Origin of the sequence: Micromonospora sp. L32, from assembly GCF_052068055.1 — a bacterium.
Classification (GTDB): Bacteria; Actinomycetota; Actinomycetes; order Mycobacteriales; family Micromonosporaceae; genus Micromonospora; species Micromonospora purpureochromogenes.
Map to the genome: position 1 here is coordinate 184,501 of NZ_JBQHDD010000009.1, position 20,309 is coordinate 204,809.

Here is a 20,309-nt window from a genome sequence, read left to right on the forward strand (position 1 = left end):
GCCGTGGGAATGATGGTGGTTGCACGGCGGATCGAAGCCGCCACGAACGAGGTCCGATACGAATTCGGGTTCGAGGACAGGTTCGACCGGATCCTCACGATCGATCCCAGCACTCTCGAGGCAAGTGTCGAGGACGGCGATTTCAACTCGGCCGCCAGCGCCATCACCGCGAAGATCGTCGATTCCTGGCGGTCCAGCGGTGAGTTCCCCGCGAGGATGTTGTTCGCCAGCTAGGCAGCCCAGGAAGTCCGATACCCAGAGCTCAACGGTACTGACGCTGCTGGGCAGCGAGGATTTGCGACCTCATCTCCGCTGGCACCTCGACCACCTCGACTTCCACCCCGAATTCGCGCAGCCTGCGGCAGCCCAGGAGCGCGGTCGGCCTTCGGTACACCGCCCCCTCGACGGTCATAGCGGCGGACCAAGCGTGCGGCCGTGCGGGCCAAAAGTCCGGTCAGTCGGGCTGCGGTGGCAGGTCAGGCAGGTCGAACAGGTCGGCGAGCGCCTGCAATAGCCGACCCGAGCCCGAGGTGATCTCGCCTGCTGCGCGGTGGAGATGCTGCCCGTCGGGCTCGTAGTCTCCTTCCCGCTATCCATCCAGGCCACGGCACCGGTATCCGGTGTGGCCGTCGCGGTGCCGCATCCAAAACACCACGTCGAGCACTCGCAACGTGGTGATCTCCGGCGGCAACTCCGCCTCCGCCTGCAGCCGAGTGAGGCGGTCCACAAGAACACCCCCGTCCTCACGCAGGCGCTCATGCAAACAAGTCCAGAAGCCGCGGCCGGTGCGATAGGCGCAGCGCACTACCTCGTCATACACGGGCACGAGGCGGGGTCGCTTTCGTGCAAGCAACTTCCCTGCAGTTACCCAGCCAACGCCGCCGTTGTTCTTCAGCAAACGCCAGGCTCGGTCGGCGGGACCACCATCCGTGATGTACTGCGGGGCCTCAGTGTCAGCAAGGGAGACGTCCGTTGGGATGCGCCGCAATTCCGTCGCGACTTCCCGTCCGAGAGCACCTTCGAGCAGATCAAGGGCGACGCGCGCAGGCACATGCACGCTGAGCAATTCGACCGCGATCAAGTCGTCCGAGGTAATCCTGTCTCTGACAGCAGGATGGTCACCGCCGCCCCCAAGCTGCTCAAACCGGCCACCGGTGAACGCTGGCAGGCCGTTCGGCAGGTCAACGCCGAAGTATCGCCGTAGGTCCGCCACGGACCGCGGATCTGCCAAAACGCGGAGCAGTGCTGGAGAGTGCAGGCCTCGGCAGCTCATCATCAACCTTTCGCTGGTCTATGGCGTCTACGCAGATGTCGTCCTGGGTGGCAGCACACGTCAAGCGGACAGATCCGCCAAGGCCCGGCGGCGGATCTCCTTGAGGGACACGACTTCCCCGGTGCGTGCGTCCTCGGTGTGCCAGAAGTCCAGGCCATCGGTCGCCTTGGTGGTGGCCGAGACACTCGGACCATGCACGACGATCTTCACCGCCTCCCCCGCCCCCGACGGCGAGTTGTAGACCTGTCCGCGATACCGGATAGTGCCATCAACCAAGAGTTCGGCCTGGTGCTGCTTGCCGAAGTAACTGGCCACGAGCGTGCAGCCCGGCCGCAGCCGACCTACGTCGATCATGTCGGGAAGATGAAGTTTTCGCTCTTCTGGACTGACCCGCGGCTTACCGGGTCGACGCTTGCCAGCGGTGGAACTCAACCTTGCTTGAACCTCCGCGACCGGGACGACTCGCGGAATTTCAATGCTGCTCTCTTGCCTCTGAGCTATCAGCGGCGCGGGGGCCGCCGGAGCTGGTCGGGAGGCCAGCGGCGTGGCCGCCGCTGGGAAGTCGAAGGTCGCCCGCGCTCGTACGAGACTGGAGCGGATGTCCTCCCGAGTGAGCTTGGACAGCCGACGGTCGAGCAGCGCCACAAGGTCGGACGCAGGCTCCCCGCCGGCGAACAGCTCGACGAGCTCGGCGTGTACCTGCCGGTCGACGAAAAAGCCCTTCCACAGCTCCTCGATCCGGTTGTCCCGCATGTTGTCCTTACTGAGCAGGCTCAACAGCTCGACGACCGCGTCCACGTCGTCCTCAAGCCGGACGGCGCGGAAGAGCTTCTGTTCAACCGGCACGGGCGCGTGGGCGTTGTAGACCCGCCACTCCGAGCCGTCCGTGAGCGCGACCCACTCGACGCCAGCGACGGCGGCGTAGGCGATCGTCTGGTTCGCCCACCGCGGATCGTCAAGGTTCTCGCCAAGCCCTTTCGCCTCGATGAACAGCCGCGGCGTGCGTAGTAATAGGAGGGCGTAGTCGACCGGGTTGTCGGCGCCACGACGTCGGTACTCACGGTGCACCTCATCGGGGTCGAACAAGTCCCATCCCAAGGCGCCGATGACGGGCTCAATCAGGCCGGCCTTGGTGTTCTGCTCACCAATTCGCTGCGCACGCCGCCGGTGGCGCTCCAACAGGTCGGCGCACTGCTTGACTGCGTCATGTAGTTCAATCACCCGTTCAACCTGCTCACCAACGCCTCACTTCAGCTGACCGTCCGCTAGGTCATAGTGCCGACGACGGCGGGACCGCGTCAGCCCCAGCCCGCCCGGCAGGAACCTCTCCGCCACTGGCACAAGACGAGAAAACCACAACGCGTGGCCTAATTAAAGATCTGTTGAAGCACCGTTTGTGGACAATAAGCTGAGGCCCCTCGGTTGCCTCCCCCGCAAAACATCCGCGGTCCGATGCGCCCCAAAACGTCGCGGCGCTACCCCTGGTCTTCGACGTAGGTGCGGGTCTGCTTGAGCACCAGCTCGACGGCCTCGGGACGGGCGTCCGGTGGGTAGCCGTACCGGGCCAGCAGTCGCTTGACCTTGCTGCGCACCAAGGCTTGAGCCTGCTCCCGGATCCACCAGTCGACCGGAAGGTCCTGAAGTTCGCGGACGAGATCCTTGGCGATCTGTCCAAGCACGACGTCCCCGAGCAGTTCCGTTGCCGACTCGTTCTGCGCGACCGCGGTGTAGAAGGCGTACTCGTCCTCGGTCAAGCCCATCTCGGCGGCCTTGCCGCGGTCTGCGGAGACCTCCTTGGCCAGGGCAACCAACTCCGCGATGATCTCAGCAGCGGTGAGGCTGCCGGAGGTGTAACGCTGCATCGTCTTCAACAGCTTGGCGGTGAACCCCTCCTGCGCGACGACGTTGTGGGGATGAGCGGATCGGACCTCACGCTCGATCGCCCGACGCAGCGCCTCGATGGCCAGGTTGGGGCGCTGACTCTCGCGCAGGCGGCGCATGAAGTCTTCGTCCAGGTGCGACAGGTCGGGACGCTGGATGCCAGCCGCTTCGTAGATGTCCACCACCTCGTCCACCGCGATAGCGCTGGCCGTTAGCTGCCGGATCGCCAGCTCCACGTCCGCCGCTGTGGCGAGCCCCCGCTCCGCCCGCTCCTCGGCCCTCAGCTTGGCCAGATACAGACGTACGGCTTCGAAAAACTCCAAGTCCGTCCGCAGTGGCCGAAGCTTGTCCTCACGCGGGCAGTTGCTGTAGGCGCGGGCGATCTTGCGGGCGGTGTCGGCGTAGCGATCAGCGAGGGTGGGCTTGCCCTCCTCCAGATCTGGTTCCGGGCGCCGGAGGTAATCCACGACGTCGAGCGCAGCTTGGTAAAAGGCACGCGGTCTGCCCGAGTCGCGCTTGGCCTTCCAGTTGATGCCGTGAAGCTGGCTGCCGATCACGCCGTGCAGTTCAACCACCATATCGACGGCCGCGCTGATGTCCTTTCCGATCGGCTTCTCATCGATGTCGGTCCGGGTGTATTCGGCAAGAGCCTTGGTGAGGTCGTCGGCGATGCCAAGGAAGTCCACCACCAGACCGCTGGGCTTCTCGCCCCATCGACGATTGACTCGGGCGAGCGCCTGCATCAACGCCGCCCCGCGCATCGGCCTGTCGAGGTACATCGTGTGCAGCGGCGGCGAGTCGAACCCGGTCAGCCACAGCGACTGAACGACCACCAGCTCCAGCGGATCGTCGGCATCCGTGGCTCGACGCTGAATCTTCTTGAGCGCGCCGGTCGATCGGACGTGGCCGGCGATCGGCTCCTGGTCCTTGGCGCTGCCGGTGTACACGGCCTTGATCAGGCCCTCGTCGTCGTCTTCGTGGTGCCACTCCGGGCGCATCGCGGTGATCTCCTTGTAGAGGTCAGCTGCGACTTTCCGGGAGTAACAGACGATCATGCCCTTGCCGGGTTTGCCAGTCAGCTTGACCATCTCGGTCCGGCGCTGTTCCCAGTGCTCGACGATGTCCACGGCGAGCTTCCGTACCCGGTCGGCGTGGCCCACGACATCCTCATACTGCGCGAACGCCCGCCGGACGCGCTTGATCTCCTCCTCGTCGAGGTCGACCGTCAGGTCCTCGGCCTCCTCGTCCAACTCCACCGGATTCACGCCCTCAGGGAGGTGCACCGGGATGTGTCGGTTCTCGTAGTAGACCCTCACCGTGGCGCCGTCGCGGACGGCCCGGGTCAGGTCGTACACGTCGATGTAGTCGCCGAAGACCGCCCGGGTGTTCGCCTCGGCCCTGGAGATCGGCGTGCCGGTGAAGGCGATGAACGCCGCGTTGGGAAGCGCGTCGTGCAGGTTCTTGGCATAGCCGTCGAGGAAGTCGTAGTGGCTTCGGTGCGCCTCGTCCACGACCACGAGCACGTTGCGCCGCTTGGACAGCAGTGGGAAGTCGATGTTCGCTTCCTTGTCCGCCTTGGAGCGGTTGAACTTCTGCAGGGTAGTGAAGATGATCCCGCCCGATGGCCGACCCAGCAGGCGCATCAACTGCTCCTTCGTGTCCGCCTGCACAGGTGTCTCAGGCAGCAGGTCACTGGCGGCGAAGGTGAGGAAGAGCTGGCTGTCCAGGTCGATCCGGTCAGTGAGCACCACGATCGTCGGGTTACGCAGCGCCGGCTCTTTCATCACCTTCGCGGTGTAGTACGCCATCTCCATGCTCTTGCCTGAGCCCTGCGTGTGCCAGACGACGCCGATCTTGCCGTCGCCGCCCACCGCGGTGATTGTCTTGTCGACCGCGGTGTTGACCGCGTACATCTGGTGGGCTTTCGCCAGCCGTACTGTGTCGATGGCGCCACCCCGCTCTCGCGAGAAAGCGGTGAAGTTGACCAACAGGTCCGAGAAGAGCTTGGGGTCGAACGCCCCGCCGATCAGCGTCTCCAGTGCACGGCCATCGCTGACGTCAACAGCCTCGCCGCGCTCGTCGATGTCCCACGGCGCCATGTGCTCCCACGGTGTGAACAGCGTCCCGATTCGAGCTGTGATGCCGTCGCTAGCGACGGCGAAGACCGGCACCGCGAGGGCGGTCGCACCAAACTCACGCCGATAGGTCATGAGCTGGTCGTACGCCTCGCGGGTCCCGTCGGTCGCGCCGGCCCTCTTGAGTTCGAACACTGCCAGCGGCAGACCGTTTACGTAGGCCACTACATCCAGCCGGCGCTTGCGGCGAACATCCTTGATCGTGACCTGGTTGGCCGCGATTAGATCGTTGCCGTACGGATCGAGAAAGTCGATCACCCAGGCGGTGTCGGTGCGGTTCTCCCCCGATGCCGGATCGACGTAGCCGACCTTAACCCCACGCGTGAGCAGTGTGTGCAGGCGGTACCGCTCCGTAAACGCGTCGGCCGACGTCCGCTTCTCGAACTCGGCTACCACCTCGTCCACAGCGTCCTGGGGCAACTGCGGATTGATCCGTGCGACCGCCTCACGGAGACGACCATAGAGGATGAGATCGCCCCAAGACTTCCGCGCGCCATCGCCCTTGCGCGACGGCGCGAGTTCGGCGCCGGTCATGGGCCGCCACCACTCGCCAAGCTGATCCTTGACGTGATGCTCCCACTCCGCCTCGGACTCGTCGTGCGGGAAGACGGGATCATCCGACAGACTCATAGCTTCTCCATCTGGGGCGGGAATCGTGGAGTGCAAAATATGTGCGAGCGGACTGTCAGACCGCGGCGGAGACCAGCCGCTCCGCCTCCTTGACCCTGAGCTCTCCAGAGATGAGCTTTGGCAGCAGCACGTCTCGAAGTTGGGCGAGGGCGATGCTCTCCTCACGAGCCTGCTCCGCCCGTTCAACGAGCGACGAAACCTGCTGCCTGGTCACTTCATCAGTCGCCCGGGGATCGACAACATCAGACGCGAGCACTTCGTCCGGGCGCACACGTTGATGACTCTTCGAGGTTCCCGTCACGCGTGCGGTAAGGCGGGAGAGGAATTGATCCTGGCGAGCAACGGCCCAGAGCTCTGCAGTAGTGATTGTCGGATTTGGCACAAGCACAAGGAACTCGGTTGACGCGAGCGCCGGCACACCCACCTTTGGCTCAACCCGCCAGACTCTCGGGATATCGGGGTTGAGCTTTGACAGCAGGACACCTGGTTCATCAACCAGGAACTTGGCACTTAAGATCTTGTCCGGTGAACAGACGTCCGGCACTTGGCCATTATCGAACGCCGGAAGACTGTAATGCGCCACCGCCCGGACGTCGAGCGTAGACGGTCTTACTTGCACTTTTCTTAATGTGCACAGCGATGAGAGGCTCGACCGAGACGGCCACCTCTCCTCCGAGAATAAATGAAGCGCCAGCTCGCAACTCGTCTCGGCGATCCGCTCGTTGATCCCGATCTTGTCGTCGATTGAAGCTAGGAGCTTTACAATCGCCTCCTGTTCAGATCGTTTCGGGAGCTCCACCTGGATCGAGTTCAGCGCGGCTTGAGTCAGTTTCGGCTGAGTCGAGCCACTTAGGTAACCGGAGACATCAGTCATACTCAGGACATAGCAGAGATAGCGGGTGTCGCAAAGGTGATTCCCCTTGAGGATATGGGCATGATTGTTGACCCAGAACTTCCCAGACGCCATAAAGGCCACAGGCGTTTTGCGGGTCCGCAGGTTCTCGCCGTCTTCGGAGACGAGCAGGAATTCCCCATCAAATAGGTATGAATCGATGTAGTCGACGATTCCTGAAGCGCCGTAGTAGGGAAACTCACCGGGCCTCCTGTCAACGCCTCGCACCGGTACGCGGCGGGCGTCGTGGCACACGGTCACGTCACTAATCTTGAAGGTACACCGCTCAGACATCGATTCTCCGGAGCTGCTCGCGAACGACGGCTTCGAGGCGAGCCGACTCGACGAAGTGGGCGAAGAGTTCCTTCGTCAGGCGGGCGATCTTTTCCTCAGTCGGCTCGTCGTCGCTGGTGTCAACGTCGGCGGCGCCGACATAGCGGCCGGGGGTGAGAATGAAGTCATGCTCGCGAATCTCGTCCAATGTGGCTGACTTGCAGAAGCCGGGGACGTCCGCGTACTCGATGGTCTTGTCGGCGCCGCGCCAAGTGCGGTAAATATCGGCAATGCGGCGGATGTCCTCGTCGGTGTATTCGCGCTCCGTTCGGCTCACCATGACGCCCATATTGCGGGCGTCGATAAAGAGGACTTGGTTGGTGCGGTTGGCGAGCCTCTTCGAGCCCTGTGGGCTCTTGTCTCGGGATAGGAACCACAGGCACGCCGGGATCTGGGTGGAGCGGAAGAGTTGACCGGGGAGCGCCACCATGCAGGCGACGAGATCGCCTTCGACCATCGCTCTGCGGATGTCGCCCTCGCCCGACTGCTTGCTGGACATCGAACCGTTGGCGAGCACGATGCCGGCTCGCCCCTTCGGAGAAAGTTTGTGAGCCATGTGCTGGAGCCACGCATAGTTGGCGTTGCCAACCGGGGGGATGCCGTACTCCCAACGCGGATCCATGACGAGCCGGTCGCCGCCCCAGTCCGAGATGTTGAACGGTGGATTGGCCATGACGACGTCAGCGCGCAGGTCGGGGTGCTGGTCCTCGTGGAAGCTGTCGGCCCACTTGGTGCTGAGATTGGCTTCGATGCCGTGGATGGCCAGGTTCATCTTCGCCAGCCGCCAGGTGTTCTGGTTGAGCTCCTGACCGAAGACCGAGATGTCGAACGCCCCGCCGCCGTGAGTTTCGATGAACTTCTCGGCTTGGACGAACATGCCGCCGGACCCGCACGCAGGGTCGTAGACGCGCTCGCCGGGTTGCGGTTCGAGGATCTCGACAATGAGCTTGACGATGCTCTTTGGGGTGAAGTATTCGCCGCCGCGTCGGCCCTCGGCGAGCGCGAACTTCTCCAGGCAGTATTCGTAGACCTCGCCGAGGACATCGCGGGCGCTGCGGCGCTTGCCGTCAGCGTCGAACTGGTCGCGGAAACGGAGCTTGTGGATCAGGTCGACGAGTTCGCCGAGGCGCCGCTCGTCGACACCTCGGCCGTTGTAGAGTCCCTGCGGCAGGGCACCTTTGAGGTCTGGGTTGGCGTCGCCGACGGCCTTCATCCCGCCGTCGAGGAGTTGGCCGATGCTGGTCTGACCGGCGGCGGTCTTGGCGCGATGCGCGAGAGACTCCCAGCGCGCGGCTTGCGGCACCCAGAAGACGCCGCGGCCGGCGTACTCGTCCTGGTCCTCCAGCAGTGCCGGCCGGTTCGCCTCGGGGATGCCCTCTGCCTCCAGCTCAGCTTCGATCTGCGCCCGCCGCTCGTCGAACGCGTCCGAGGTGTACTTGAGGAAGATGAGACCGAGCACGAAGTGCTTGTACTCGGCGGCGTCCATGCTGCCGCGCAGCTTGTCGGCCGACTTCCACAGGGTGTCTTTCAGGTCGGCCGATTGCGGCTCTACCGGCTTGCGCGCGCGTGGGGGCACTATCTCGTCTCCTCAGATATTCGTGTTCGACGTCTTGGGCTTGAAGCGCAGGTTCATCGCCCCGTCGGCGACGCCGGCGGCGATCCGCTGACGGACCAGATCCAACGCCGCGGCCTGGTTGCGGGCCTGCTCTGCCAGGTCGTTGAGCATCATGGACGCCTGATCGAGGTGGCCGTAATCGGCGGCGGTCAGCACGGGGATCTCCAGCTGGTGCAGGGTCACACTGCGCACGCGTGGACCGGTGCGTGCCGCGTTGCGCGCCGCGCCGAGCAGGGCCGCCAACGCGTACGGCCCAATCCATGCCTGCTGGGGCTCGTCACGGTAGACCGACGAGTGTTTGACGTAGCCGGGGATGCGCAAGCCCTGTACGGGGGTGAGCAGGACACTGCCGCCGATAGCGTCCACCATGACTCGAAGCTGGTCGCCCGCCATGACGACCACGTCGCCCGGTTCGGTGATCGCGGCTGCGGCGTACTGCCCGAGCGTCAGAACGTCGATGCGACGCCCGCCGACGGGCACCTCTCCGAGCAGCTCTTCGCGACCCAGAATCCGTTGTCCGCTGCGACCCAGATCAGCATCGGGTATGCGATGGCCCGGCAGACGGATGAGCTGCCGGCCGCGTAGCAGCTCGCCGACCGTGCGGTATGCGATGCCCTGCGCGCGGGTGGTCACCCCGATCCGTTCCAGCGCGGTGATCGCGTCATCCGCGCCCATTTTGAAGGTTGCCGCCGCGGACTCACGTGCCCGCACCACCTCCACCACGTGGTCCTCAGGTGCCGCCTTGGGTGCCAACAGATGTGACGGCAGGAGCGATCGCCTGCCCATCAGCTCGGACACGGGAATCGCCGTGCATGGCTCAGCTTCGCGCGACTCCCGCGACCCGCACACAAGCCGCGTTGTCTGTTCGATCCATGACCCGCCATACCGGGATCGGATCTGGTCGGCGTCGCAGACAACGACGTCTCGCGCCGTGTCGCCCTCGTCGGGTGCCAACACCAGCAGCACAAGGTCCGTGCCGCCGATGAAGCGGTGAATGTGACGGGGCAGTTGGATGATCGCGCGGACGCAACCTCGACGCACGAGTTGCTCGCGTACCCACGTCACCGGAAGACGGCGCAACGTCCCCGTGCGCGTCAGCGTCCATTCCGGCACGACGGCGAACCCAACGGCCTCGTCGCTGAGGCACTCCACCACCCGAGAGGCCCAGGACAGCGGGTGTTCCTCATGGTGGTCCTGCTCGCCGGGCTGGAATGGCGGGTCGACAAAGACAAGGTCCGAGCCCGAGAGACTGCCCGTGTCCTGTCCGTCGGTGAGGACCGTGATCATCTGGTGGCCGTGGCAGAAGGACCTCAGACGCAGCCACCTTGCCGCCATCGGGTCTGCCTCGGCGCACCGGATCTCGCGTGGGCGAGCGGCGCCCATCATGGCGGTGAGCATCTTCCCTGGGCCGGCCGCGAGATCAGCTACGGCAAGCTCGGTGAGATCTCCCAGCATCTCGTTCGCCAAGCGCAGGATCAGGTCGCAGATCTCGGCGGGGGTCTCAACCGGGCCACCGGACCAGCCACGACGACCAGCTGCGGAGAGCACCTCCTCGGCCGCGCCCGCCGCACCAAGCTCTGACACCAGACGCTCGACATCATCAAGCATCGACAACGCCGTTTGGCCGCGAGCGCCGACATGGCTGAGCAGGCCGACGAGATCGGGGTGCTCAACCTCGGCGCTGACGCACAGCTCCGCGAGGGTGGCGAGGTCGGCGGGCAGTGGGCGTTGGTGGGCCACTCGCAGCGCGATCAACTCGAGCGCGACATCGGCAAATGTGTCGGGATCGAGCTGGGCCTCATCGAGGCTGGCACCACGGTCCATGCTTGCCCGGAACCTGTCTCCGTAGGTGCTGGCCGCTGAGCCACCCTCCCGCGGAGCCGGCACCGGGCGACGGTCCAGCCACCGGGCCACTTGATCCGAATCAAAGAGTGGCTGCCCAGGCGAACCGCCTACCGGGTCAGGAAAGTCAGGATGCCGGCGCCTCCAGTTGCTGACGCTTGGGCGGCGCACCTGGGCAAACCTGGCGATCTGCCCCAGCGTGACGGTCGACGACATTTGTCCCCACCTCCTCCCACCCGTCCGGTTGTCCGCGCCGCGACACTACCGACGGATGAGGAACTAGAGCAACCTGGGCTTGGTGATAAGGGGGGTTATCTGATCTCGTCGATGCGGACTTGATAGCAGGGTTTCTCACGACGCGTTGTCGCCTGTCTGCCGGCCTGCCGCTCTTATGAGATGCGGCACCGGGGCGGCCGCCAGCGCCAGTCCCGGCCATCAGACCCGTCAAGGAGACCAGAATGCGCAAGACCACCACCCTCGCCCTGCTCGCCACCGGCCTCGTCGCGTTGGGTTGCGGCTCCGGCAGCACCGACAACGCCGGCAGCTCCGGCGGCGGTGAAGGCGCCAAGGGCGACGACAAGCCCGCCAAGACCGCGAAGGTCGGCCAGCCCGCCCGGGACGGGAAGTTCGAGTTCACGGTCAAGTCGTCGAAGTGCGGCGTGGCCAAGGTCGGCAGCTCGATGCTCGGCGACAAGGCGCAGGGCCAGTTCTGCCTGATCACGGTCAACGTCAAGAACATCGGCAAGGAGTCGCAGCTGCTCGACGGCAGCAGCCAGAAGGCCTACGCGGCGAACGGCACCGAATACTCCTCCGACACCGAGGCGGGCCTCTATGCCAACCAGGAGCAGAGCACCTTCTTCAACGAGATCAACCCCGGCAACCAGGTGACCGGCGTCCTGGTCTTCGACATCCCGAAGAACGTCAAGCTCACCAAGCTCGAGCTGCACGACTCCGCCTTCTCCGGCGGCGTCGACGTCGCCCTCAGCTGACCTCTCGCGCCAGGGGCGGGTCCCGCGAAGCCCGCCCCCGGCGCACCCCTCCCCCGCACAACCGCCATCCCGATTCTCGCCGCGAGGAGATCGACATGCGCCGTGCGAACCAGCCGACCGCGACCAGACCGACCAGACGCCGTGCCGCTCGCAAGGACGCCACCCGGCCACCGAACGATCCGCCGACCCTCTTCGACCTGGACCTGCCCGAGCCACCGTCCGGCACCTACCTGACCTCGCTCTACCAGTTGGAGCGGATGCCGCCGACGGTCGAGGGGCTCCACGACGCGCTGGACCACCGCTACCTGCGCAAGCACGACTTCACGGTCGAGGAGCGTCTGGTCGCCGGCGCGCCGGCCCTGCTGGTGCACGGCACGGTGCCGCGCGAGCGCGCCGACTGGTGTGACGTGCTGGCTTCGCTGACCGGGGAGACGATCGACCTCGGGTTCAGCAGTGGGGGCGCAGCCCTGCTTGTTGCGGTCGACGACCACATCTATGCGCTCGCCTACGGCACCGTCGGCCGCCACATGATCGACCTCGACCTGGCCAACGCCGGCTTCGGGATCGGCTTCGCGGTGCGTTCGCTCGCGCCGGAAGAGATCAAGCAGGTACGCCGGCGGGTGTTCGGCACGACCGGCCGGGTCGATCGCAACCTGGTGCCGGGCGGTCAGCACATCCGGATGTACGGGATCGACAAGTGGGGCGAGATCGTCGGGCAGGTCTGCGGTCGAGCGTTCAACCCCAACCTGACGGTTTGCCGGTCCACCCGCAAGGCCACCCCGGTCGAAGGCAGCGATGCCCTGCGCATCCACCTCGGTGTCGAGCCGGAGAATCTGCTCGCCGACCTGCGGGAGATCAACCGCGTCTGCAAGCAGGAATCTCCCTTCGAGGACCTGGAGTTCATCACCCAGATCCGTCCCGTGCCCGCCCGAGACCCGCGGCTGTCGGAGTTGGAGGAGCAGCTGGGCCAACTGCTCGCCGTACCCGACCCGGACGAGATCGGTTTGGCCGTGCCGGGCCGGGTTCTCAACGAAATCGAGCGGATCCAGTCGTACAAGCTTCGGGTGCCCAAGTCCGGCCTTCCCGCGGCACGCCTGTCGGAGCTGACGCTGGCCGACATCCTCACGCAGACCAGTGGCGTGCCGGACGGCGAGCGGTGGGCTTCCCTCTGCAACGGGCGGATCACCCTCTACACCGACACGGCCGGAGCGGAGGAGATCGGCTCGACGGCCGCGTCGCGATGGATCACCGCCCAGCTCGCGCACGGAACGAGTCAGCTTCTGCTGCACGAGGGCGGCTGGTACGAGATCGGCGACAGGCACCGGGAGTTCCTCCGCGACGAGATGGAGCAGATTCTGGCCGGGCCGGCGAGCATCGCGCTGCCGGCGTGGACCGCCGACCTGCCGGAAGAAGCGGACTACAACGCCCACGCCGCCACGGTTTGCGGTCTGACACTGCTGGACCGGCGCCTGCTGCGGACAGGCCAGCACCACCGCGGCATCGAGGCCTGCGACCTACTCGGGCCGGACGGCGAGCTGATCCACGTGAAGAGGGCGAAGGGCAGCTCGCCGCTGAGCCACCTCTTCGCTCAGGGCGAGGTGTCGGTCGACGCGCTGCGGTACGAGGCTGACGCCAGGGCCGCCCTCGTCAAGATGGTCGGCCGGCAGGAGTCGGCTCGCGCCATCGACCTGGACTTCCGTCCCCGCAAGGTCATCTACGCGATTGCCCTCGGCTCCGGCAAGACGCTCACCGTCGACTCACTCTTCACCTTCGCCCAGGTCGCGCTCTACCGAGCGATGAAGTCTCTCCGCAACGAGGGCGTCGAGGTCGAGGTCATCGGCATCCCGTCCACCTGACCCGTCTGCGACAGCAGCTCCACCTCCCATTCCCGCCAATTCAGAGCCGTCCGAACCCAAGCCGTCCGGCTGCGCCACTGGTTGCCGGGCCGATCACCCCTGACCGCTCACCACAGAGGAGAGAGAACGATGACTCAGCCCGAGTTCCAGCCGGAATCGGACCCCAAGCCCCAGCCCGGCACGCCCGACACCGACAGCCCGCAGCCCGTCGCTCGTAAGAGGAAAGCCCTGATCGGGTGGATCGTCGGCGGGGTGGTCCTGGTGCTGCTCCTCTGCTTCGGCGGCTGCGGCGCGCTGCTGGCCACGACGAACAGCGGGGACAAGGCCCACCAGGGCAAGGCCGCTGCTTCGACTGCGCCGACGTCGTCGGCGACCACCTCGGCTCCGACCACCGCCGCCGCTGCGCCGGCCACGACCGAACCGCCTCTCCCCACCTACGAAACCCCGACCAAGAACGACTTCAAGCTCAAGGTCAAGGTCCTGAGCAAGCAGTGCTTCGGCAGCGCTGGCTGCAACATCACCTACCGGATCAACGTCACCTACACCGGTACCGGGCTCGACCCGTCCAAGACGTACGAGGTGACCTACCAGGTCAAGGGCGCCGAGGATCCGATCATCAACACGTTCGAGGTGACCGGAGACTCCGCCTCTGTTCAGCAGGAGGAGATGGCCAGTACCAAGCGCTCCGGCGACAAGCTGACCGCCGTCGTGACCGACGTGTCGGAGCTGTGAGCACTCAATGAGCGTGTCCCCATCACGAGACGTCAGGAGGCGTCGTGCGTCCCGATGAGTTCCTCCGCACCCTGGCCCTGCTCCCCCCTCCCCTGCACGACCGCGCCCTCACCCTGCGCGCCTTCACCCGCCCCACCCGCTGCGACGACTGCCAGCGCATCGGCGACGCCCTCCGCCTGGCCCTCACCGCCGCCCACTACGACGAGCTGACCTCCGCCGGCGAGCTGCTCGACACCGCCGAGCGGCTGGCCGCCGACCACGGCATCCACCGCCGGTCCGGCGACGACCAGCTGCGCGGTCGCGGCCGGGTGGTCCGCTGGGCCACGACGTCCGCGCCGCTGGTCGCCGCGACCGACGCCAGCTGGAAGGGCCGCGTCGGCGGCATCGGGTACGTCGTCAGCGACGGCCACTACGGCCTGCTCGGCCGGGGCACCGGCCGGCTCGACCCGACCGGCGCCTCCCGGGTGCTGATCAACGAGCTGCGCGCGGTCGACTACCTGCTCACCGGGTACGACGAGGCGCCGGTGGGCATGACGGTGCTGCTCGACTGCCTCGCCGCCCTGCGCTACCTGCACCGCTGGCAGGCCGGCGAGACCAGCGCAATGCCAGCCGGCTACAGCCTGCGGGAGCGCCGCTGGTCGGACCAGCCGACCCTGGTACGGCTCGCCGAGCAGGTGGCCCGCCGCCCCGACCTGACGTTCGCGCACGTCAAGGGGCACAGCGGCCACGCCCTCAACGAGGCCGCCGACGGCCTGTCGCACATGGCCCGCCGCCGGCGGGAGGAGCCCTTCGACCTGCGTCCTCGGGCGCACGCCCTCGTCGACGCGTTCCTGCGCGACTGGCACGCGAACGCCACGCTCTGACCGCTCATCCACAGCGCCCGACGCCGAGGCGGCCGACGTTGAGCCGCTGATTCGTCTGCGACATCAGCTCCACAGCGTCCGACGGCCACCACCGCCTCCCGACTCCACTGCTCGCCCCAGCCGGGCCGACAGCGGCCTCCCCACTTCCACCGCTCACCCCGGGCGGGCCGACGACCCGTCGGCCTGCGGACACCACGCGCCTGGAGACCACCATGACCCTCCCCGAACAGCCCACCGCGCCGCTGATCGAGCTGATCTTCGACCGGCTGGCCGCCGACGACGTACCGACCGACACCGCCGAGCTGGTCCTCGCTGCCCTCACCGGCGACGACGACCTGACCGCCGCCCTCGCCGGCAGCCCCACCCGGCTCGACCCGCGCTCCCCGGCGAACGACGAGCCGTCGGAGCGGATCTGGCTGAAGTCGGTGACCGTCGCCGGGTTCCGCGGCGTCGGCCCGGAGCGCACTCTCGACATCGCGCCCGGGCCGGGCCTCACCCTGGTCGTCGGCCGCAACGGCTCCGGCAAGTCGAGCTTCGCCGAGGCCGTCGAGCTCGCCCTCACCGGCGACAGCGCCCGCTGGGCCGACAAGACCAGCGTGTGGCGTACCGGGTGGCGCAACCTGCACGCCCAGGACCCGTGCCGGATCGGTGTGGAGCTGCGGGTCGACGGCGAGGCCACGCCGACCCGGGTGGCGCGGGCCTGGCCCGCCGGTAGCGAGCTGGCCGACGCCGAGGTGACCGTGACCAGTGCGCGGGGCCGGCGCGACGGCCTCACCGAGCTGGGCCTGGCCCGCCCGCTGGAGCTGTACCGGCCGTTTCTCACCGCCGCCGAGCTGGGCCGGCTCGCCGCCGGCACGCAGAGCCAGCTCTTCGACGCGCTCTTCGCCATCCTCGGCCTGGACGCGCTGACCGACGCCGACCAGCGTCTGATGCGCGCCGCACGGCCGCACGACACGGCCGTCAAGGAGGTACGCGCACAGCGCGCCGCCCTGGCCGACCTGCTCGCCGGGGTCGCCGACGACCGGGCACGGCGGGCCGCCGTGCTGTTGCGCGGCCGGGGCGCGGTCGACGTGCCGGCGTTGACGGCGATCCTCGACGAGCCGGACGAGGCGACCGCCGACGAGGCAGTGCTGCTGTGCCGGGAGCTCGCCGCCCTCGACCCGCCGCCGGTGGACGAGGTGACGCGGCTGGCACGGCAGCTGCGGGAGGCGGCGGCCGAGACCCTCCGGTACGACGGCGGTCGGTCCCGGGCGGCGCTGCGCAGCGCGGAACTGCTCCGCCTCGCCATCGAACACCACGAGGACCGGGGCGACGGGCCCTGTCCCGTCTGCGCCACCGGTGCCCTCGACGGTGGGTGGCGGGCCTCCGCCGCCGTGACCCTGACCGAGTTGCGGCAGCGCAGCGTCGCCGCCCAGACCTCGGCGACCCGGCTCACCGCGCTGCTGCGCCAGGCGCACCACCTGATCGACGACCTGACCGTGCCGGACGGACCCGGGTCGCAGACGCCGACCGGGTCGCTGCTCAGGGGCATCGGCATGGAGGTGCCGCGCGAGGGCGACGGGGCGGAGGCGCTGCTCGGGGCGCTGCGGGAGGCCGTGGCCGCGCTGCGGGGCGTACCCGGGGAACCGGCCGACCTGGCCGACCACCTGGCCGCGCGGTACCCGGCGGTGGTGGCGGCGGCGGACGCGGCCCGTGCGTACGCCGAGGGGTTCCTGCGGCAGCGCGACACCGGGTGGCGGGCGGCGGCGGCCGAGTTGCGCGAATGGGTCGCCGCCGCCGGCGGGCTGGCGGCGCGGGAGGCGACGCTGGCCCGGTTGAAGGCCGCGCGCGCCTGGTTGAAGGAGACCGGCGCGGCGGTTCGGGACGAGCGGATCGCGCCGTTCGCCGCGCACTCGCAGCGGATCTGGGAGCAGCTGCGGCAGGAGAGCAACGTCGAACTGGGCGCGATGACCCTCGCCGGGACGAACACCCGGCGGCGGGTGGTCTTCCCGGTGAGCGTGGACGGCGCCGACAACGGCACCGCGCTGGGCGTGATGAGCCAGGGTGAGATGCAGGCCCTCGGGCTGGCCACGTTCCTGCCGCGCAGTTGCGCCCCGGAGAGCCCGTTCCGGTTCATCGTCGTCGACGACCCGGTGCAGAGCATGGACCCGTCGAAGGTGGACGGGCTGGCCCGGGTACTCGCCGAGCTGGCCGAGGACCGGCAGGTCGTGGTCTTCACCCACGACACCCGGCTGCCCGACGCGGTACGTCGGCTCGACCTGGGGCGGGCGCGGATCGTGGAGGTGCAGCGCGCCGAGCGGTCCGTGGTGACCCTGCGGCCCGGCTCCGACCCGGTCACCCGCTACCTGGACGACGCGTGGGCCCTGGCCCGAAACGACGAGCTGCCTGCCGACGTACGTGGGCCGGTGGTGGCGGAGCTGTGCCGGTCCGCGGTCGAGGCGGCCTGCCACCTGCGGGTGTGGCGGACCCGGGTCACCCGTGGAGTGCCGCATGACGACATCGAGGCGGCGATCGTCGACGCCTCCCGTCGGCTCACCACGATCGTGGCGTTGGCCGTCTTCGACGACGCGGACCGCGGTGGCGACGTGCTCGGTTGGCTGGGACGCCACGGCGGCTGGGCGGTCGGCGCGTACCGGGCCTGCCGGGAGGGCGTGCACGGGGCGTACCTGGCGGACCTGCCCGGCCTGGTCACGGACGTCCGCGCCCTCGCGAAGGTGCTGGCGTGAGCGCGCCGACGCCCCGCCGCTGCCTGGCGGCGGCCGACCAGCTGCTGCGCGGCGCCGGCCCGCTCGGCACGTCGGCGGTGACCGCCGGCTGGTGGCCACGGGCCTGCGCCTGCCTGATCCGGCTCGCCCTCGAAGGCGGCATCGACGACTACTGGCGGCGGGTCCGGCCGGCCGTGGCGGCGTGCCGGCAGGGCCGGGCCAAGCAGCTGATGCTGCGCGGTCGGCTCGGGCCGGGCGCCGAGGTGGCCAGCCGGATCACCTACGCCTGGTCGACGCTGTCGGCCGCCACCCACCACCACTGCTACGAGCTGGCCCCGACGGCCGCGGAGCTGCGCCGCCTGCACAGCGAGGTCGCCGCCCTGCTCCACCGACTCGACCAAGGACAGGAATCCCGACGATGACCTACCCTCAGCCCGGCCACGAGCCGACCCGGCCCCTGCCACCGATCTCGGCCGTGCCTGCCGGTCCCTATCCGCCGGCCGGCCCGTACCCGCCGGCAAGGCCCTACCCGCCCGCCGTGCAGTATCCGCCGGCCGTGCCGTATCCGGCGCCCCTGCTGGTCGCGGCGCTGCCCACGTCCGGTAGCGCCACCGCCGCGATGGTGCTCGGCATCGTCGGCGTGCTCGGCGGATGGTGTGTGTTCGGCCTGCCCTGCCTGCTCGCCGTCATCCTGGGGCACGTCGGCCTGCACGAGACCCGCGACGGTCGGAAGTCCGGGCGCGGCATGGCCGTCGCCGGGCTGGTACTCGGCTACGTCTTCGTCGCCCCGGCGGTCGCGCTCACCGTCATGGTCTTCTTCGGCGGTGTGATTGGCGCGGCCACCCCGACCCCCACCTCCACCCCGTGAGCTGAGCCGACGAGAGCTTCTGTCGATCGCGGCCTAACACACGATCCCGACGACAACCAGCAGGACTGTTGCATTCATGTATTTCATGAACGGCACCTGCTGCCGACGGCAGATTGACCAGGGATATCAAGGGACGCGAATGGTTTGTGACACTGCCCATTACGCATCGATCTGGAGAGAGGCGAAAGCAGCTCATACATTGATCCGGGCACCAAACCGGGCGGCCTTGGAATTGAGGAAGGATGCATTCTCGATGACGATGAAGCATCGACAGCGGGTACCGGGCTTACGCCGACTGGTCAGCGCGACCGTCGCGGCACTGACGCTGACGCTGGCGGCAGCACCGAACGCCATGGCCGCACCAGCAACGCCGCAGGAAGAGACCCTGCAGTGGGTCTCCGCAGAGGACTATCTCGCCATGACCGGGGCCTCCCCGGACCGTGGCAAGCTCGACAACGGAGCGGTCAGCAAGCCGCTGCCCGAGGAGGGCGTCGCTCCGGACGGCACCCCTGCCAGCCTTCGCCCTCGCCTGGACCCTGGCGGCGGAAACGACGGCAAGTGGTGGAGCGTCGTGTGGAGCGGCAGGGACCGGAACGGCACCTATGTTCCCCTACGGCTCGGCAACTCCGACCTCGGATACCTGCACTACAACGTGCGGCACAACCTCGTCTCGCTCGAGCCGTGGAAGGCGGCCCTCAATTCTCACGGGCCGAATGCCCAGGGCAACTACGTAGCCCTGCTGGTGGATCGCAACCTTGGCGTCCGCGAGACCGTCATTTTCGGAGTGCAGCTCTCCACGCGCACCCAGGACGGCAGGTACACCAGCCCCGACGGGGCGTACATCGGCGTGATCACCGGATACTGTAAGGGCAAGAACAAGTGCCCTGACGCCGTTAACCGAGTCAAGGTCAGCTGAGGACGACATGGCAACGAACCTGGAGGACTGGGACCACGCGCACGGATTCCTTCTCGGCGCCGCGCTGCCTCTGGTGCTGACCCCTCCGGGTTCGGGCCTTCCTCCGCGCCCACGGCTGCGGGGAGTCGTCCGAGTAGATGACCAGCATTCCCGCCTAGCGCTGTCGCATGACCCGTCCATGGCGACCGGTGTGGCCGTCGAACTCTCGCTCCCCAACCTGTACCGGGACGGAAGCCTGCATGATGTTGACGCGGTGCTCGCCTACGTCCGCACCACCATGGCAGCCCGTCTTGCCCCAGCCGCACAGGACACCGCCCTGCGCAGAGACAGCCATGCGAACGCGCTGATCGCCCTGTCGGACGCCGAGCTTGCGCAGGCGTACACCGCGGTCCTTCCCGAGCAGGACCTGTTCCGTCTCTTCAACCTGCTGCATCACGGCCCTATGCAGATGTCGGTGCAGGACGTCTACACGTTCACCGGGTTCATGCTCAGGGCCGACCAGCGCTGCCGGATATACGTCCGGATGACCGACACCAGGACGTCGTACGGGCTTGAGATCCCGCTCCGGACGAGCGGCGGCGATCCGATCTTCGGGATCGGTGCGAGCTTCGGGCAGGAGCTTGCCATGAAGCTCGGCTGCGATGGCCGACTGTTCGAGCCGGTCGTCGATGACGCCGACGAGTACTGCACGCTCGTCTACGACCTGGACAGTTGGGTCAATCCGCCCCGGGACTGAGCAAGCCACAGGCCCGGTGGCGGTCGCCGTGACGCCACGGCGA

16 protein-coding genes are annotated in these 20,309 nt (G+C 67.6%); 10 read left to right on the forward strand and 6 right to left on the reverse strand.

What is annotated here, in order from left to right:
- Positions 1–9: 9 nt before the first annotated feature.
- The gene (locus tag ACTMTB_RS24200; RefSeq protein WP_441148573.1) at positions 10–234 is read left to right on the forward strand and encodes a hypothetical protein; all 225 of its coding nucleotides are present in this window, start codon (positions 10–12) and stop codon (positions 232–234) included.
- A 355-nt stretch (positions 235–589) separates the two neighbouring features.
- Here ACTMTB_RS24200 and ACTMTB_RS24205 read toward each other — a convergent pair whose 3' ends face one another.
- From ACTMTB_RS24205 to ACTMTB_RS24230, 6 genes are all read right to left on the reverse strand, one after another.
- Positions 590–1,276, reverse strand: coding sequence for a DUF6308 family protein (locus tag ACTMTB_RS24205; protein WP_441148519.1), 687 nt, complete (start codon positions 1,274–1,276; stop codon positions 590–592).
- Between the two features lie 57 nt (positions 1,277–1,333).
- Positions 1,334–2,494, reverse strand: a complete 1,161-nt coding sequence (locus tag ACTMTB_RS24210) for a hypothetical protein (protein ID WP_441148520.1) — start codon at positions 2,492–2,494, stop codon at positions 1,334–1,336.
- 254 nt (positions 2,495–2,748) lie between these two features.
- Entirely contained in the window at positions 2,749–5,919 is a 3,171-nt protein-coding gene (locus tag ACTMTB_RS24215; RefSeq protein WP_441148521.1) for a type I restriction endonuclease subunit R, read from the reverse strand.
- Positions 5,920–5,974: 55 nt separating this feature from the next.
- Positions 5,975–7,105: a restriction endonuclease subunit S gene (locus ACTMTB_RS24220; RefSeq protein WP_441148522.1), complete on the reverse strand. Its 1,131-nt coding sequence runs from the start codon at positions 7,103–7,105 to the stop codon at positions 5,975–5,977.
- Positions 7,098–8,720 (reverse strand): type I restriction-modification system subunit M, encoded by a 1,623-nt coding sequence (locus ACTMTB_RS24225; RefSeq protein WP_441148523.1) that lies wholly within the window; start codon positions 8,718–8,720, stop codon positions 7,098–7,100. Before ACTMTB_RS24225 ends, ACTMTB_RS24220 begins: the two co-directional genes overlap by 8 nt.
- Positions 8,721–8,732: 12 nt before the next feature.
- Complete coding sequence (locus ACTMTB_RS24230) at positions 8,733–10,583, reverse strand: hypothetical protein (protein ID WP_441148524.1); 1,851 nt, start codon at positions 10,581–10,583, stop codon at positions 8,733–8,735.
- 476 nt (positions 10,584–11,059) lie between these two features.
- Here ACTMTB_RS24230 and ACTMTB_RS24235 point away from each other — a divergent pair, with 476 nt between their 5' ends.
- From ACTMTB_RS24235 to ACTMTB_RS24275, 9 genes are all read left to right on the forward strand, one after another.
- Positions 11,060–11,590, forward strand: a complete 531-nt coding sequence (locus ACTMTB_RS24235; protein ID WP_441148525.1) for a DUF4352 domain-containing protein — start codon at positions 11,060–11,062, stop codon at positions 11,588–11,590.
- Positions 11,591–11,685: 95 nt separating this feature from the next.
- The gene (locus ACTMTB_RS24240; RefSeq protein WP_441148526.1) at positions 11,686–13,446 is read left to right on the forward strand and encodes a DUF6119 family protein; all 1,761 of its coding nucleotides are present in this window, start codon (positions 11,686–11,688) and stop codon (positions 13,444–13,446) included.
- Positions 13,447–13,575: 129 nt separating this feature from the next.
- Positions 13,576–14,178: a hypothetical protein gene (locus ACTMTB_RS24245; protein WP_441148527.1), complete on the forward strand. Its 603-nt coding sequence runs from the start codon at positions 13,576–13,578 to the stop codon at positions 14,176–14,178.
- 44 nt (positions 14,179–14,222) lie between these two features.
- Positions 14,223–15,041, forward strand: a complete 819-nt coding sequence (locus ACTMTB_RS24250; protein WP_441148528.1) for a ribonuclease HI — start codon at positions 14,223–14,225, stop codon at positions 15,039–15,041.
- A gap of 212 nt (positions 15,042–15,253) precedes the next feature.
- Positions 15,254–17,767 carry an AAA family ATPase gene (locus ACTMTB_RS24255; protein ID WP_441148529.1) on the forward strand — a complete coding sequence of 838 codons (2,514 nt, stop codon included), beginning with the start codon at positions 15,254–15,256 and terminating at the stop codon, positions 17,765–17,767.
- Positions 17,764–18,168 carry a hypothetical protein gene (locus tag ACTMTB_RS24260; protein ID WP_441148530.1) on the forward strand — a complete coding sequence of 135 codons (405 nt, stop codon included), beginning with the start codon at positions 17,764–17,766 and terminating at the stop codon, positions 18,166–18,168. The genes ACTMTB_RS24255 and ACTMTB_RS24260 overlap by 4 nt, the downstream gene beginning before the upstream one ends.
- A 116-nt stretch (positions 18,169–18,284) precedes the next feature.
- The gene (locus tag ACTMTB_RS24265; RefSeq protein ID WP_441148531.1) at positions 18,285–18,614 is read left to right on the forward strand and encodes a DUF4190 domain-containing protein; all 330 of its coding nucleotides are present in this window, start codon (positions 18,285–18,287) and stop codon (positions 18,612–18,614) included.
- Between the two features lie 253 nt (positions 18,615–18,867).
- The gene (locus ACTMTB_RS24270) at positions 18,868–19,530 is read left to right on the forward strand and encodes a hypothetical protein (RefSeq protein ID WP_441148532.1); all 663 of its coding nucleotides are present in this window, start codon (positions 18,868–18,870) and stop codon (positions 19,528–19,530) included.
- Positions 19,531–19,537: 7 nt separating this feature from the next.
- On the forward strand, positions 19,538–20,266 hold the full coding sequence (locus ACTMTB_RS24275; RefSeq protein ID WP_441148533.1) for a hypothetical protein: 729 nt from the start codon (positions 19,538–19,540) through the stop codon (positions 20,264–20,266).
- Positions 20,267–20,309: the final 43 nt, after the last annotated feature.

Coding starts and splice junctions, on each gene's coding strand:
- ACTMTB_RS24240 (WP_441148526.1), top strand. CDS start 11,686: ATGCGCCGTGCGAACCAGCCGACCGCGACCAGACCGACCAGACGCCGT.
- ACTMTB_RS24255 (WP_441148529.1), top strand. CDS start 15,254: ATGACCCTCCCCGAACAGCCCACCGCGCCGCTGATCGAGCTGATCTTC.
- ACTMTB_RS24205 (WP_441148519.1), bottom strand. CDS start 1,276: ATGATGAGCTGCCGAGGCCTGCACTCTCCAGCACTGCTCCGCGTTTTG.
- ACTMTB_RS24220 (WP_441148522.1), bottom strand. CDS start 7,105: ATGTCTGAGCGGTGTACCTTCAAGATTAGTGACGTGACCGTGTGCCAC.
- ACTMTB_RS24230 (WP_441148524.1), bottom strand. CDS start 10,583: ATGGACCGTGGTGCCAGCCTCGATGAGGCCCAGCTCGATCCCGACACA.
- ACTMTB_RS24270 (WP_441148532.1), top strand. CDS start 18,868: ATGACGATGAAGCATCGACAGCGGGTACCGGGCTTACGCCGACTGGTC.
- ACTMTB_RS24275 (WP_441148533.1), top strand. CDS start 19,538: ATGGCAACGAACCTGGAGGACTGGGACCACGCGCACGGATTCCTTCTC.
- ACTMTB_RS24200 (WP_441148573.1), top strand. CDS start 10: ATGATGGTGGTTGCACGGCGGATCGAAGCCGCCACGAACGAGGTCCGA.
- ACTMTB_RS24215 (WP_441148521.1), bottom strand. CDS start 5,919: ATGAGTCTGTCGGATGATCCCGTCTTCCCGCACGACGAGTCCGAGGCG.
- ACTMTB_RS24245 (WP_441148527.1), top strand. CDS start 13,576: ATGACTCAGCCCGAGTTCCAGCCGGAATCGGACCCCAAGCCCCAGCCC.
- ACTMTB_RS24235 (WP_441148525.1), top strand. CDS start 11,060: ATGCGCAAGACCACCACCCTCGCCCTGCTCGCCACCGGCCTCGTCGCG.